The organism is Cellulomonas sp. H30R-01, assembly GCF_010119915.1.
Classification (GTDB): Bacteria; Actinomycetota; Actinomycetes; order Actinomycetales; family Cellulomonadaceae; genus Cellulomonas; species Cellulomonas algicola.
The window spans coordinates 3,164,932-3,178,189 of the sequence record NZ_CP048210.1 but is presented as its reverse complement, the minus strand read 5'-3'; the positions used below and the strand labels follow the sequence as shown (position 1 = coordinate 3,178,189).

Genomic DNA, 13,258 nt, shown 5'->3' with positions numbered 1-13,258 from the left:
GTGCTGCACACCGTACCGCGCTGCGCGCGGAGCTCGTGCGACGCGACGACCGGGCGGACGGGTCGCGTCTGCGACAATCGCTGCCGTGCTCATCCCCTCCGCGGCCCCCGTGACGACCTGCGCGACCTGCGCGCCGGTGCCCGCCACGACCCCTCGGACGACGGGGCGGTAACCGCAGGATGCAGCTCGCCACCAGGGCCGTCGCCACGGCCGTCCTCGCGACCGTGGTCGCCGTCGCCGGCTACGTCGGGCTCTACCCGCTCGCCGCCGCGTGCGCCGTCCTCGTCCTCCTCGTCGCGGTCGGGTGGCCGCCGCTCGCCAACCTGCCGTTCGGCACCGGGACCAGCGTCGTCGTCGCGCTCTCGGGGCTGGGCTCCGTGGCGGTCGTCACGCTCGAGGAGGAGCAGCCCTACCTGGAGCGTCTGCCGGTCGTCTTCGCCGCCGCGGTCGTGCTGGCCTTCCTCGCCGAGCTCGTACGGCGCGACGGGCGCGTGCGGCTCGTCGAGTCCGTGTCCGGCACCGTCGCGGGCGCGCTGGTCGCCGTCGCCGCCACGGGGTGGATCGCCATCGTGCGCGGGCCCGAGGGGGAGGCGCTCGTCGTCACCGCGGCGCTCGCGCTCGCCGTCGGGTCGGTCGTCGTCGCGATCCACCTGCCGGTGTGGATGGGGGTCCTCGCGACCACCGCGTCGTCGGCCGCGGCGGGCGCCGTCGCGGGGCTCGTGCTCCCTGACTTCGACCCCGTCGCCGGGGGTCTGCTCGGCGTGGCCGTCGGCATCCTCGTCGCCGCGCTGCACGCGCTGTTCGACCGCATGGAGGCGCTCGCGCGGTGGCGGCCCTCGCTCGCGGTCGTCGTGCTGCCCGTGACCGTGACCGGGCTGCTCGTGTGCGTCGTCGGACGCGTGCTGGTCGGCTGACCGTGGACCGGGTCCTGCTCGTCCTCGGCGTGCTCGCGGTCGCCGTCGTCGTCGGGCTCGTGTGGCGGTCGCGCAACGGGCGGTTCACGCCGGTGCCGCCGAGCGTCCTCGCCGCCGCTGCGCCCGCGGGCGAGGCCGAGCCGTCCACGGCCGCCGCGGGGCAGCGCGGCGCGGAGGAGACCGGCGGGCCGCGCGACGACCGGCTCACCGCCGCGGAGGTCGGCGTGCCGCTCGGGACGGTCGCGACCTTCGTGCAGCTCTCGAGCGAGGTGTGCACCCCCTGCCGGCGCACGCACGCGGTCCTCGCGGCCGTGGCCGGCGAGCACGACGGCGTCTCGCACGTCGACCTCGACGTCGCGCAGCACCTGGACCTCGTGCGACGCTTCGGCGTGATGCGCACGCCCACCGTCCTGCTGCTCGACGCGAGCGGAGGGGTCGTCGGCCGGATGTCCGGCGCGACGGACCGTCGTCAGGCGCTGGCCGCGCTCGACTCCTGTCGCCACGGGGTCGCCCCGCGCTGACGCGCCCCTCCCGGGTCGTCGGCGTGCGGCCCGCCCGGGCGCCCCGCCCGGCAGGCCCGGCGACCCCGGCCCCACGCTGGTCGGCCGTCGCCCGATCGGCGCCCCCTGAGCCGGCCGGGGCCGGTCCGACCCGTCGACCTCGGTCCGTCGCGTTCCGACCCGGCGGCCGCCCGGCCGTCCCACCCCTGGCGCGGCACATGCCGCTCCGACCGCTTCGTCGTCGGTGGGGAAGGTCTGTCCCGCCCAGCGCGACGGATCTTCCACACCGGCCCCCGTGCCCCGAGGAGAACTCGTGAACCAGTCCGCTCCCTCCGTGAACGCCGCCGTCGCCGCCGAGCGGCCCGACGGGATCGACGTGCGCGGCCCGCGCTTCGGCGCCGGCGTCACCGCCGTCCTGCTCGTCCTCGTCCTGCTGCTCGGCGCGTGGCCCGGTGTCGCGCTCGCGCTGCTCGCGGTCGTCGCCGCGTCCTTCGCCCTGGGCGTCGCGCGTGGTGTGTCCGGCACGTGGCAGGCCGCGGTGTTCCGGCGCGTGGTCGCGCCGCGGATCGGCCCGGTCGCCGAGCGCGAGGACCCGCGGCCGCCGCGGTTCGCGCAGCTCGTCGGCCTGCTCGTGACGGGCGTCGGCGTGCTCCTCGGCGCGCTGGGCGTCGCCGCCGCCGTGCCGGTCGCGGCCGCCGTCGCGCTGGTCGCGGCCTTCCTCAACGCGGCGTTCGGCCTGTGCCTCGGCTGCGAGCTCTACCTGCTCGGCCTGCGTCTCCGCCGCGCCTGACCGTGGACGAGGGTCAGTAGACGAGGGCCTGGGCCTGGGGGGCCAGGGTCTCCTCGACGAACACCGCGGCGCCCGCGACACGGATGCCCGGGATGACGTCGTCCTCGGTGATGTCGCGGCGAGCCGCGCACTGCGTGCAGACCGTCACCGCACCACCGTCGAGGATCACCTCCAGCAGGTCCGCGAGCGGCGTCGCGTGCGGCAGGTCGAGGTCCGCCGCGCGGCCCGGGAGGGCGAACCACGCCGACTCGCCGGTCAGCCACAGGGACACGTCCGCACCGGCCGCGACGGCCGCCGCGGCGACGGTGAACGCCTGGTTCGTCGCCTCCGGACGCTCGAGGCCGGACGTGGTCTTGATCACGAGGGGTCGCACACCGCTGCTCACCGGAACAGCGTAGGCGTGCCGCGTCGTTAGGATTCGGTGCATGACTGCGCTCGAGGGAGTCTTCATCGGCCTGCTCGTCGCGGCGACCCTGGCGATCGCGTGGGTCGCCGGGCTCGTCGTCTGGAAGCTCTTCAAGAGCCAGAGCTGATCCGTCGAGAGGCCTGACATGGCGTTCGTCCTGCCCGAGGGGCTGGCCCCCGAGGTGTACCCGCTCGCGTGGCTCGTGGGCGCCTGGCGCGGCGAGGGGGTCGTCGGCTACCCCGGGATCGAGGAGACCGCCTTCACGCAGGAGGTCGTGATCGACCACGACGGCGGCCCCTACCTCTCGTACACGTCCACGATCCGGCTCGTCGTCGCGCCCGACGACGCGGCGTCGCTCGACGACGCGGCGTCGGTCGACGCCGGTGCAGCCGCGTCGGACGGACCGGGTCCCGTGTGGTCGACCGAGTCCGGGTACTGGCGCGTCCCGCCCGAGCGTCCGGACGGGCTCGGTGCGGACCAGCACCCCGTCGAGCTGCTCGTGTCCGACCCGTCGGGCCACGTCGCCGTGTACGTCGGCGAGGTCGGCAAGGGTCGCATCGACCTGGTGAGCGACCTGATCGCGCGCACCGCGACGGGGGCCGAGGTGACCGCCGGCAAGCGCCTGTACGGCCTGGTCCAGGGCGACCTCATGTGGGCGCACGACCTCGCGGCCTTCGGCCAGCCGATGCAGTCGTACGCCTCCGCGCGCCTCAGCCGCGCCGACGTGAGCGAGGGCTGACGCGATGACCGCCGACGCTGTCGAGCAGACCGCGCACGGCGAGGCCGTGCGGCACACGAGCCCGCTGCTGCAGCGGCGCGGGGCCGTCGCGGGGTCCGGGCCCGACGCCGGGGTCGCGTGGCACTACGGCGACCCGACGGCCGAGCAGCGCGCGCTCACGCGCGGCGGCGCGGTCGTCGACCAGTCGAACCTCGGCGTCGTGCGCGTCGCCGGGCCGGACCGGCTGAGCTGGCTGAACTCGATCACGTCGCAGGAGGTCGCCGCGCTGCCGCCGCGCACGTCGACCGAGCTGCTCGTGCTGTCGCCGCAGGGGCACGTCGAGCACGCCGCGGCCGTCGTCGACGACGGCGAGGCGACGTGGCTGGTCACCGAGACGCCCGTCGCGCTCGCGGCCTGGCTGAACCGGATGAAGTTCATGCTGCGCGTCGAGGTCGACGACGTCACCGACGACTGGGCGGCGATCGGCGAGCCCGTCGACGCGGAGGGCGCCGAGGGCGAGCCCGTCACCTGGCGCGACCCGTGGCCCGCGACCGCCCCCGGCGGCACCCGGTACGGCCCGTCCGACGAGGAGCACCCGGGCGCGGACCGCGCGTGGCGGCTCGTGCTCGTCCCACGGGACCGGCTCGTCGACGAGGTGCGGGCCCGCGAGGCCGCGGGCTGGCCGCTCGTCGGCACGTGGGCGTCGGAGGCCGTGCGCGTCGAGGCCCTGCGCCCGCGCGCCGCGCGCGAGGTCGACCACCGGACCATCCCGCACGAGCTCGACTGGCTGCGCACCGCGGTCCACCTGCACAAGGGCTGCTACCGCGGGCAGGAGACCGTCGCGCGCGTGCACAACCTCGGTCGCCCGCCGAGGCGGCTCGTGCTGCTGCACCTCGACGGGTCCGGTCACGTGCTGCCCGAGGCCGGCGCCGAGGTGCACGACGTCGCGGGCGAGCCGGGTTCGCCAGAGCCGGGCCGTGTCGTCGGGCACGTCACGTCCGTCGCGCGGCACCACGAGCTCGGCCCGGTCGCGCTCGCCGTCGTCAAGCGGTCGGTGCCGGTCGACGCACCGCTCGTGGTCGACTCCGACGGCGGTGCCGTGTCGGCCGCGCAGGAGGAGGTCGTGCCCGGCGAGGGCGTGTCGGTCGACCGTCCCGCGCCGCGCGGACCGGTCAGCCGCGGGCTCGGGCACCACCCCAGCCTGTGACTCCCACCGGCGCGACGGGCTCGCCGTGACCAGCGCCGCCGACGCCGGGAGGGCCCGCACGACCGGTCGCCACGACCTCGCCGTGCTCGGCCGCGCGCGCGTGCGGCAGGGCTGGGCGCGCGTCGCCGCGTCGTGGTTCCCGATCCTGCAGGCGGCGGTCGCCGGGTCGGTCGCGTTCGCGATCGCGCACTTCTGGCTCGGGCACCCCTACCCGTTCTTCGCGCCCGTCAGCGCGTGGATCGCGCTCGGGTTCTCGATGGACCGCTCGGTGCGGCGCGTCGCCGAGCTCGCGGTGGGCGTGGCCATCGGCGTCGCGCTCGGCGAGGTCGTCGCGCTCGTCATCGGGCAGGGCGCGCTGCAGGTCGGGCTCGTGCTGTTCGTCGCGGCGCTGCTCGCCCGGTTCCTCGACCGCGGGCAGATGCTCACCACGCAGGCGGGTGTGCAGGCGATCGTGATCGTGAGCCTGCCCGCCGCGGCGGGCGGTCCGTTCGGGCGGTGGGTCGACGCGGCCCTCGGCGGTGCGGTCGCGCTCGCGGTCGCGCTGCTCACGCCCAGCGACCCGCGACGGCACCCGCGGGCGCTCGGGCGTGCGGCCCTTGACGAGGTGGCCGGGGTGCTGCACGTGCTCGCACGCGGGCTCGACGAGCGGTCCGTGCCGGCCGTCGAGGACGCGCTCGTGCGGGGCCGCGCGTCGCAGCCCGCGCTCGACGAGTGGTCGGAGCGGTCGGCGAACGCCCGGGACCTCGCGCGGCTGTCGCCGGCCAGCCGCCGGTTCGCGGACGAGCTCGCCGGGCACGTCACGGGGGCCGTCCTGGCCGACCGCGCGATGCGCAACACGCGCGTGCTCGCACGCCGGGCGCTCGCCGTGCTGGAGGCGGAGGCGCCGCACGACACGTCACGGCTCGCGGAGCAGGTGGCCGCGACCGCGGCGGCCGTCGACGACCTCGCGGCCGCGGTCGGCACGGGCCGCGACCCCGACCGCGCGCGCGCCGAGCTGCTCGTGGTGGCACGCGGCCTCGACCCCTTCACGATCGCCGCCGACGACTGGCAGGTGCAGAGCCTCGTCCTGCTGCACCGCTCGCTCGCCGTCGACCTGCTGGAGTCCGCCGGCGTCGCACCCGGGGACGCGCGCGCGGCCCTGCCGGAGATCTGACCGTCGCGACCCGGTGTCTCGTAGGCTCGGGGCGTGGTCGCCACCCTGCAGGTCTACCTGTACCTCATCTTCTTCCTCGTCATCTTCGCGCTCTGCGTGTGGGCGCTGGTGGACCTGCTGCGTCGCCCGACGGCCGCGTTCCCGTCGGCCGGCAAGCGCACGAAGTCGTTCTGGGGCGCGATCCTGGGCGTCGCGACCGCGGTGTCGTTCATGTCCATCCCGCCGCCGATCGGGCTGGGCTTCCTGTCCTTCCTCGGCCTGCTGTCGGCGGTCGGGGCGATCGTCTACCTCGTCGACGTGCGCCCCGCGGTCGCGCCCTACAACCGGCGTCGCGGTCCGCGCGGGCCGTCGGGCGGCTGGTGACGACGGCGGCTGCGCCCGGCGCCACGGACGTCGCGACCGCGGCGGAGCCGCTCGCGCGGGTCGTCCGCGGCGACCTCGTCGAGTCGGTGCACCTCGGGCACGTCGTCGTGCTCGCGCCCGACGGGTCGGTGCGCCTCGCGCTCGGCGACCCCGACGTGACGATCTGGGCGCGCTCGTCGCTCAAGCCGCTGCAGGCCGTCGGGATGCTCCGCGCGGGGCTCGACGTCGACGGTGCGGCGCTCGCGCTCGTGTGCGCGAGCCACAACGGCGAGCCCGGGCACCTCGACACCGTGCGCGGGATCCTCGCCGGCGCGGGGCTCGACGCGGACGCTCTGCGCAACACCCCCGACTGGCCGCTCGACCCGGACGCCGCGTGGCACTGGCGCGCGGACGGCAACGACCGCGCGTCGCTCACGCAGAACTGCTCGGGCAAGCACGCGGGGATGCTCGCGACGTGCGTCGCGCGCGGCTGGTCGACGGGCGACTACCTCGACGCGAGCCACCCCCTGCAGGTCGCCGCGCGGGAGGCGGTCGCGGACCTCACCGGGGTCGCGGTCGAACGGACGACCGTCGACGGGTGCGGTGCGCCGCTGTTCTCGACGACGCTCGTCGGGCTCGCGCGGTCGTTCGGGCGCGTGTCGGGTGCGATGTCCGGCGCCGAGGCGCGGGTCGCGACGGCGGTCCGCGCGCATCCCTGGCACGTCGCCGGGACGGGTCGCGACGCCACCGCGTTCATGTCCGCCGTGCCGGGACTCGTGGCGAAGGACGGCGCCGACGGCGTGTACGCGGCGGGCCTGCCGGACGGGTCGGCCGTCGCGCTCAAGGTGCTCGACGGCTCGTCCCGACCGCGGGCCGCGGTGCTCGCGGCCGCGCTCGCGGTGGCGGGGGTGGACGCGGACGTGCTGCGGCCGCTCGGGGCGACGCCGGTGCTCGGGCACGGGGCACCCGTCGGTGCCGTCGTCCCGGCGTTCGGGCCGGGATCCGCCGCGTGAGGGCGGTGGCCCCGCGATCGGTGTGCGCGTCGCGCGAAGGCGCGCCGCGCACGCACCGCGTGTCGAGCGAAGGCACCTCGCGAACGCACCGCGCGTCGCGCGACGTGCCGTCCCGGGGGCAGGAGTGAGGGCCGTCGTGCAGCGCGTGACGCGCGCGTCCGTGACGGTCGACGGCGAGGTCGTCGGGTCGATCGACCGCCCGGGGCTGGTCGCGCTGGTCGGCGTGACGCCCGGCGACGGCCCCGCGCAGGTGGAGCTGGTCGCCCGCAAGATCGCCGAGCTGCGGATCCTGCGCGACGAGCGCAGCGCGGTCGAGGTCGGAGCCCCGGTGCTCGTCGTCAGCCAGTTCACGCTCTACGCGGACACCCGCAAGGGGCGCCGGCCGACCTGGAACGCCGCCGCGCCGGGTCCCGTCGCGGAACCGCTCGTCGAGGCGGTCGTCGCGGCGCTGCGCGAGCGCGGGCTCGAGGTCGCGACCGGGGTGTTCGGCGCGGACATGGCGGTCGAGCTCGTCAACGACGGGCCGGTGACGATCCTGCTGGAGTCGTCACCGGCCGCCGTCTGACGGGTCAGGACTTCGCGAAGGTGTGCGACCAGATCTCCGCGCCGTCGGCGTTCACGTAGACGTACCGGACCTGCGGGTCGGTCGTGATGCCCTGGCCCTCCATCTCGGGGAACACCGCGGAGTCGCAGACGTCCTGGAGCTGGTCGACCTGGCCGTCGAGCGCGCTCGCCGTCGCGGGGGCGTCGAGCTGCTGCGCGTAGGTGTACGTGTACACGACGGTGCTCGGCTGCTCGCCCGTGATCGTGATCGCGGAGTAGGTGCCCTCGAACTGCGACATGAGCTGCGGGACGGTGGCCTGCAGGGCCGTCACGTACGCGTCGAGCGCGGCCGCCTGGTCGTCGCCGGAGTCGGCCGAGTCCTCGGTCGCCTCCGTGTCCGTCGCAGGCGCCTCCTTGGTCGGGACCGCGGTGGTCGTCTCCTCGGCCTCGGGGCTCGAGGACGAGCACGCCGCGGTGAGGGTGAGCGCGGTCGCGATCAGCAGCGCGGCTGCGGCGCGGCGGGTGGTGGTCTGCACGGTGGTCCTCTTTCGGTCTGCGTCGACGAGTGGTGCCGCCGGACGCCGGTGTCCCGAGGCGGGGCAAGTCTGGCAGGGGTCCCATCGGTTGTCAGGGGCACCCGGAGGGCGAGACGTGACGATCGGGCCCGGGTCGACCGGGACGACCAGCCGCGAGCAACCCCTGTGAGCGCTCACAAAGGCCTGCGACCAGCCGATCAGTCATGGCGGGGCCTCCACACGGGATGCCTGACACGGAAGGCACCATCCGCATGTCTGCACGCACGTCCTCCCGCGCCCGGCGCGGGGTATCGGCCGCCGCCGCGGCCGCCCTGACCGCCGCTCTGACTGCCGTCGCCACGGTCCCCGCGTCCGCCGTCCCCCCGGTCGCGACCGTCACGGTCGCGCCCGCGGCGCTGTCGAACGACGACACGCCCAACTTCGCGGGCACGACCGACGGCCTCGGCGGCGTGGTCGACATCACGATCGACGGCGGGACCACGTCCACGCCCTCCGACCCGCTGGGCGGGTGGGAGTTCGAGGGGCCGGCGGTCGCCGACGGCCCGCACACCTACAGCGTCGAGCACCTCGGCGAGACGATCGGCTCCGGCACGTTCACGGTGGACACCGAGGCCGCCCTCGCGGTCACGCCCCCGGTCTTCGAGCGCCCGGGCCGCCACACCACCGCCACGTCGCTCACGTTCGGTGTCACCAGCGAGCCCGGCGCCACGGTGACCTACAGCCTCGACGGCGGCGAGTACGTCACCGTCACCGGGGGCACGGTCCAGCTGTCCGGCTTGGACGAGGGCTACCACTACCTCGACTTCGACGTCGTGGACGCCGCCGGCAACCGGAACGGCACCGCGTGGGACTGGACCGTCGACTCGTCGGTCGTGGCCCCGTCCGTCCCGGCGACGCTCACCGTCGCCGCGACCGTCGACGAGCAGACCACCATCGACCTCGACGACTACGTCACCGCGGGCACCCACGCGGTCACCGGCTTCGACGCGTGGACCCCGGACGGCGAGGCGCTCGGCTTCCAGTTCGACTGGGAGGACACGCACGTCGTCACGCTGTACCCGCGGACGGCGGGCACGTTCACGTTCACGTTCTCCGTCTGGACGGAGGAGGGCGAGGAGTCGAACGAGTCGACCGTGACGGTCGAGGTCGCCGAGGCGCCGCTGGTGTCCGCGTCGTGGCTGGCGAAGCCCGACGCCTCCACCACGTCGACGACCGCCCGGTTCGCCGTCGCGACCGACCCCGGCGCGACCCTCGAGTACGTCGTCGACCTGCCCGAGGGCGCCCAGAGCGTCACTCCGGTCGAGGTCGACGGCACCGAGTTCACCCTGACGGGCCTCGCCGTCGGCCGGCACACGATCCGGATCTACGCGGTGTCCGGCGGCCACTACTCCCAGCCGTTGGACTACGTCTGGGAGGTCGTCGGCACCGGCTCCGCGCCCGCGCAGCCGACGGCGCCGGCCGTCCCCGCGGCAGCCGCCCCGGCTCCCGTCCTCTCGAAGGACGCGATCCCGGCGGCGCAGATCGCGCAGGGGATCAAGCGCGGGGCCACCGGCCCGTCGGTCGCGATCATCCAGCGGATCGTCGGCACCCCGCAGGACGGTGTCTTCGGGCCGGCCACGCGCGCCGCGGTCGTCGCGTTCCAGCGGACCCACGGTCTGGTCGCCGACGGCATCGTCGGTCCGCGGACCTGGGCCGTGATCGTGCAGGTCGCCAACGGCGGCACGGGCGTCCGCCCGGTCGCCACCGGGTCGGTCTCGCAGGCGCTGATCAACCGCGGCATCACGAGCGGCGCGACGGGCCAGCCGGTCATCCTCGTCCAGCGGGCCGTCGGCACGCCCGCGGACGGCCGGTTCGGCCCCCGCACGAAGGCGGCGGTGAAGGCGTTCCAGAAGGCGCACGGGCTGGTCGCCGACGGCATCGTCGGTCGCCTGACGTGGGCGAAGATCCTCGAGGTCGGCGGTCGCTGACCTCTCTCTGCACGACCGCCCGGGGCGTTGCCTGACCGGCAGCCCGCCCCGGGTGCGTGCCACCGGCGCTCGCCGCCGGCGGCGCGAGCCAGCCCTCGCGAGCACACACGGAGAAGGCCCCTCGGAGTAAGCGTCCGAGGGGCCTTCCCGTGGCCGCAGGTCCGCGTCCGCCGGAGGACCGGCGAGGACACCGCTGCGACGGTGCGGTTCCTGCCCGTCACCCGGCGTCGCTCCGGTTCCGTCGCCCGGGGGGCGTCGGCGCCGTCGGTCCGCCGCGGGCGGGAGGACTGCGTCCGGCCTTCCGGTCCGTTGCGACCCCTGTGTCGTCGTCCACAGGTCGGCGAGTCGCCTCGTCGAGATGGTCGCCCGTTCTCCGGTCGGCCCGTGCCCGGCAGCCCTCGTCGCGGGTGGTCCACCCTGGAAAGGGCCTCTCACCTGCGATCTTGGTGCTGTCGAGCTCGTTGGTGAAGTTCTAGTCCTGTGTCCTGGGGGCGTGCAAGGGGCTGGGACGGCCGACTTTTGTCCACCGCTGCGCCCACAGGTCCGTCCACAGGTCGTGCAGGGCCGACACCGGTTGCCCACAGGGCTGTGGACGGAATGTGTGGACACGCCGCGCGCGGTTCACCCGTCCGGGGGGACCTCTCGATAGGCTTCTCGGCAGGCCCCTCGGTGTAAGCGACCGAGGGGCCTTCGTCGTGCTGGCGCCTGGTAGCGCGTCGACTCGTCGTCGCGCGGCGCACGGGCCTCGTCGGCGGCTCATCGGCCTCGCCGCACGACGCACGGGCCTCCGCACGGCTCTCGGCACATTCGCTACCGGCTGGTAGGTTTTCGTCACCGGTGGTCGCGAGGACGAGGAGCCGTCATGGGGTACGCACCGTTCGACGTCGAGCACGTGCTGGCCGCGCTCACCCTGGAGGAGAAGGCCGCCCTCACGTCCGGCCGCGACTTCTGGCACGCGAAGGGCGTCGAGCGCCTGGGCGTCCCCGCCGTGATGCTCACCGACGGCCCGCACGGCCTGCGCAAGCAGCAGAGCGGCGCCGACCACCTCGGCCTCTTCGACTCCGTCCCGGCGACCTGCTTCCCGACGGCCGCGGCGCTCGGCTCGACGTGGGACGTCGACCTCGTCCGTCGCGTCGGCGAGGCGCTCGGTCGCGAGACCCGTGCGCACGACGTCGCCGTCCTCCTCGGCCCCGGCGTCAACATCAAGCGGACCCCGCTGTGCGGGCGCAACTTCGAGTACGTCTCGGAGGACCCGGTCGTCGCGGGGGAGATCGGCGTCGCGCTCGTCGACGGCATCCAGAGCCAGGGCGTCGGCACGTCGCTCAAGCACTACGCGGCGAACAACCAGGAGACGGACCGCATGCGCGTCTCCGCCGAGGTCGACGAGCGGACGCTGCGCGAGATCTACCTGCCCGCGTTCGAGCGCGTCGTCACGCGTGCGCAGCCGTGGACCGTCATGTGCGCGTACAACAAGCTCAACGGCACGTTCGTGTCCGAGCACCACTGGCTGCTCACCGAGGTCCTGCGCGACGAGTGGGCCTTCGAGGGCCTGGTCGTGAGCGACTGGGGTGCGGTGCACGACCGTGTCGCCGCGCTCGACGCCGGGCTCGACCTGCAGATGCCCGCCGCCGGCCCGCGCCCCGACGAGGCCGTCGTCGACGCCGTCCGCGCCGGGATGCTCGACGAGGCCGTCCTCGACACCGCCGTCCGCCGCGTCCTGCACCTGATCGCCCGCGCGCTCCCGGCCCTGGCGGACGCCGACAGCACGGTCGACGTCGACGCGCACCACGCCCTGGCCCGCGAGGCGGCCGCGGCCGGTGCCGTCCTGCTGAAGAACGACCCCGTCGACGGCGTACCCGTCCTGCCGCTCGACGGCGGCGACGGGCTGCTCGTCGTCGGCGAGTTCGCCCGCACCCCGCGCTACCAGGGCGCCGGCTCCTCGCAGGTCGTCCCCACCCGCCTCGACGACGCGCTCGCGGCGCTCCGGGCGGCCACGGGCACCGACCTGCCGTTCGAGCCCGGCTTCACGATCTCGGGCGGGCCGACAGGCGACGACGACGCGCTCCGCGCGGCCGCGGTGGAGGCGGCCCGCACGGCACGCACCGTCGTCGTCTTCCTCGGCCTGCCCGGGCCCGACGAGTCCGAGGGCTACGACCGCCCCCGGCTGGGCCTCCCCGACAACCAGGTCGCGACGCTCGAGGCGGTCGCCGCGGTGAACCCGCGCGTCGTCGTCGTGCTCGCCAACGGGTCCGCGGTCTCGCTGCCGTGGCGCGACCGCGCCGCCGCCGTGCTCGAGGCGTGGCTCGGCGGGCAGGCGGGCGGGTCCGCCGTCGCCGACCTGCTGCTCGGGACCGTCGCACCGTCCGGCCGGCTCGCGGAGTCGATCCCGCTGCGGATCGAGGACACCCCGGCGTTCGGCAACTTCCCCGGCGAGGGCGGCGTCGTCCGGTACGGCGAGGGCGTGCTGGTCGGGTACCGCTGGTACGACACGCGCGGCGTCGACGTGGCCTACCCGTTCGGCCACGGGCTGACGTACACGTCGTTCGACTACTCCGACGTGGAGGCGCGGGTGCTCGGCGAGGGTGCGGACGCGAGCGTCGAGGTGACCGCGACCGTCACGAACACGGGCGACCGCGCGGGCGCCGAGGTCGTGCAGGTCTACGTCCGCGACCCCGAGGCGTCCGTGCTGCGGCCGACGCGCGAGCTCAAGGCGTTCGCCAAGGTGGCGCTCGCGACCGGCGAGTCGCGGACCGTGACGTTCACGCTCGACGCGCGCGACCTGTCGTACTGGCACCCCGGGCTCCGGCGCTGGGTCGTCGAGGGCGGCACGTTCGTCGTCGAGGTCGGCGCGTCGTCGCGCGACGTGCGCGGCAGCGCCCCCGTCGAGGTCGTCGGGCAGCCGCTGTGGGGCGAGCTCACCGCGTGGTCGACGCTCGCCGAGTGGATGGCGCACCCTGTCGGCGGGCCGCTCATCGGCGCCGTGCTGGCGTCCGACGACGCACCGCCGATGGACGAGTCGATGGCCGCGATGCTGGCGCAGACGCCCGCCCGCGTCTTCGCCGACTTCGGGCTGTCGCCGCTGACGCCCGAGCAGCTCGACGTGCTGGTGGAGAAGGCGAACGCCTGACACGGCGTTGACCGGGGTCACCTCTGGCCGCACCGGCGGCCG

13 protein-coding genes are annotated in these 13,258 nt (G+C 75.4%); 11 read left to right on the top strand and 2 right to left on the bottom strand.

Annotated elements, in window-relative coordinates:
* The first annotated feature begins 179 nt into the window (after nucleotides 1-179).
* From GXP71_RS14210 to GXP71_RS14200, 3 genes are all read left to right on the top strand, one after another.
* Nucleotides 180-914: a hypothetical protein gene (locus tag GXP71_RS14210; RefSeq protein WP_162353182.1), complete on the top strand. Its 735-nt coding sequence runs from the start codon at nucleotides 180-182 to the stop codon at nucleotides 912-914.
* Between the two features lie 2 nt (nucleotides 915-916).
* On the top strand, nucleotides 917-1,435 hold the full coding sequence (locus tag GXP71_RS14205) for a co-chaperone YbbN (protein ID WP_162353181.1): 519 nt from the start codon (nucleotides 917-919) through the stop codon (nucleotides 1,433-1,435).
* A gap of 292 nt (nucleotides 1,436-1,727) precedes the next feature.
* A complete protein-coding gene (locus GXP71_RS14200) occupies nucleotides 1,728-2,204 on the top strand; it encodes a DUF4395 domain-containing protein (protein ID WP_162353180.1) in 477 nt (158 codons plus the stop codon).
* Nucleotides 2,205-2,217: 13 nt separating this feature from the next.
* Here GXP71_RS14200 and GXP71_RS14195 read toward each other — a convergent pair whose 3' ends face one another.
* Nucleotides 2,218-2,589, bottom strand: coding sequence for a DsrE family protein (locus GXP71_RS14195; RefSeq protein ID WP_202924253.1), 372 nt, complete (start codon nucleotides 2,587-2,589; stop codon nucleotides 2,218-2,220).
* A gap of 166 nt (nucleotides 2,590-2,755) precedes the next feature.
* On the opposite strand from GXP71_RS14195, the gene GXP71_RS14190 reads away from it, so the two are divergent.
* The 6 genes from GXP71_RS14190 to dtd all read left to right on the top strand — a co-directional run bounded on the left by GXP71_RS14190 (nucleotide 2,756) and on the right by dtd (nucleotide 7,608).
* Nucleotides 2,756-3,349 (top strand): FABP family protein, encoded by a 594-nt coding sequence (locus tag GXP71_RS14190; RefSeq protein ID WP_162353178.1) that lies wholly within the window; start codon nucleotides 2,756-2,758, stop codon nucleotides 3,347-3,349.
* Between the two features lie 4 nt (nucleotides 3,350-3,353).
* The gene (locus GXP71_RS14185; protein WP_162353177.1) at nucleotides 3,354-4,535 is read left to right on the top strand and encodes a folate-binding protein YgfZ; all 1,182 of its coding nucleotides are present in this window, start codon (nucleotides 3,354-3,356) and stop codon (nucleotides 4,533-4,535) included.
* A gap of 25 nt (nucleotides 4,536-4,560) precedes the next feature.
* Nucleotides 4,561-5,688, top strand: a complete 1,128-nt coding sequence (locus GXP71_RS14180; RefSeq protein WP_162353176.1) for an aromatic acid exporter family protein — start codon at nucleotides 4,561-4,563, stop codon at nucleotides 5,686-5,688.
* Between the two features lie 33 nt (nucleotides 5,689-5,721).
* Complete coding sequence (locus GXP71_RS14175) at nucleotides 5,722-6,051, top strand: DUF2516 family protein (protein ID WP_162353175.1); 330 nt, start codon at nucleotides 5,722-5,724, stop codon at nucleotides 6,049-6,051.
* Nucleotides 6,048-7,043 carry an asparaginase gene (locus GXP71_RS14170; RefSeq protein ID WP_162353174.1) on the top strand — a complete coding sequence of 332 codons (996 nt, stop codon included), beginning with the start codon at nucleotides 6,048-6,050 and terminating at the stop codon, nucleotides 7,041-7,043. Before GXP71_RS14175 ends, GXP71_RS14170 begins: the two co-directional genes overlap by 4 nt.
* 124 nt (nucleotides 7,044-7,167) lie before the next feature.
* Complete coding sequence (gene dtd, locus GXP71_RS14165; protein ID WP_162353173.1) at nucleotides 7,168-7,608, top strand: D-aminoacyl-tRNA deacylase; 441 nt, start codon at nucleotides 7,168-7,170, stop codon at nucleotides 7,606-7,608.
* A gap of 4 nt (nucleotides 7,609-7,612) precedes the next feature.
* Here the strand turns inward: dtd and GXP71_RS14160 are convergent, their stop codons facing one another.
* Nucleotides 7,613-8,122: a hypothetical protein gene (locus GXP71_RS14160; protein ID WP_162353172.1), complete on the bottom strand. Its 510-nt coding sequence runs from the start codon at nucleotides 8,120-8,122 to the stop codon at nucleotides 7,613-7,615.
* A gap of 251 nt (nucleotides 8,123-8,373) precedes the next feature.
* On the opposite strand from GXP71_RS14160, the gene GXP71_RS20175 reads away from it, so the two are divergent.
* Complete coding sequence (locus tag GXP71_RS20175; RefSeq protein WP_238402423.1) at nucleotides 8,374-10,089, top strand: peptidoglycan-binding protein; 1,716 nt, start codon at nucleotides 8,374-8,376, stop codon at nucleotides 10,087-10,089.
* Nucleotides 10,090-10,951: 862 nt separating this feature from the next.
* On the top strand, nucleotides 10,952-13,216 hold the full coding sequence (locus tag GXP71_RS14150) for a glycoside hydrolase family 3 C-terminal domain-containing protein (RefSeq protein WP_162353171.1): 2,265 nt from the start codon (nucleotides 10,952-10,954) through the stop codon (nucleotides 13,214-13,216).
* Nucleotides 13,217-13,258 lie beyond the last annotated feature (42 nt).

Coding starts and splice junctions, on each gene's coding strand:
- GXP71_RS14210 (WP_162353182.1), top strand. CDS start 180: ATGCAGCTCGCCACCAGGGCCGTCGCCACGGCCGTCCTCGCGACCGTG.
- GXP71_RS14190 (WP_162353178.1), top strand. CDS start 2,756: ATGGCGTTCGTCCTGCCCGAGGGGCTGGCCCCCGAGGTGTACCCGCTC.
- GXP71_RS14185 (WP_162353177.1), top strand. CDS start 3,354: ATGACCGCCGACGCTGTCGAGCAGACCGCGCACGGCGAGGCCGTGCGG.
- GXP71_RS20175 (WP_238402423.1), top strand. CDS start 8,374: ATGTCTGCACGCACGTCCTCCCGCGCCCGGCGCGGGGTATCGGCCGCC.
- GXP71_RS14150 (WP_162353171.1), top strand. CDS start 10,952: ATGGGGTACGCACCGTTCGACGTCGAGCACGTGCTGGCCGCGCTCACC.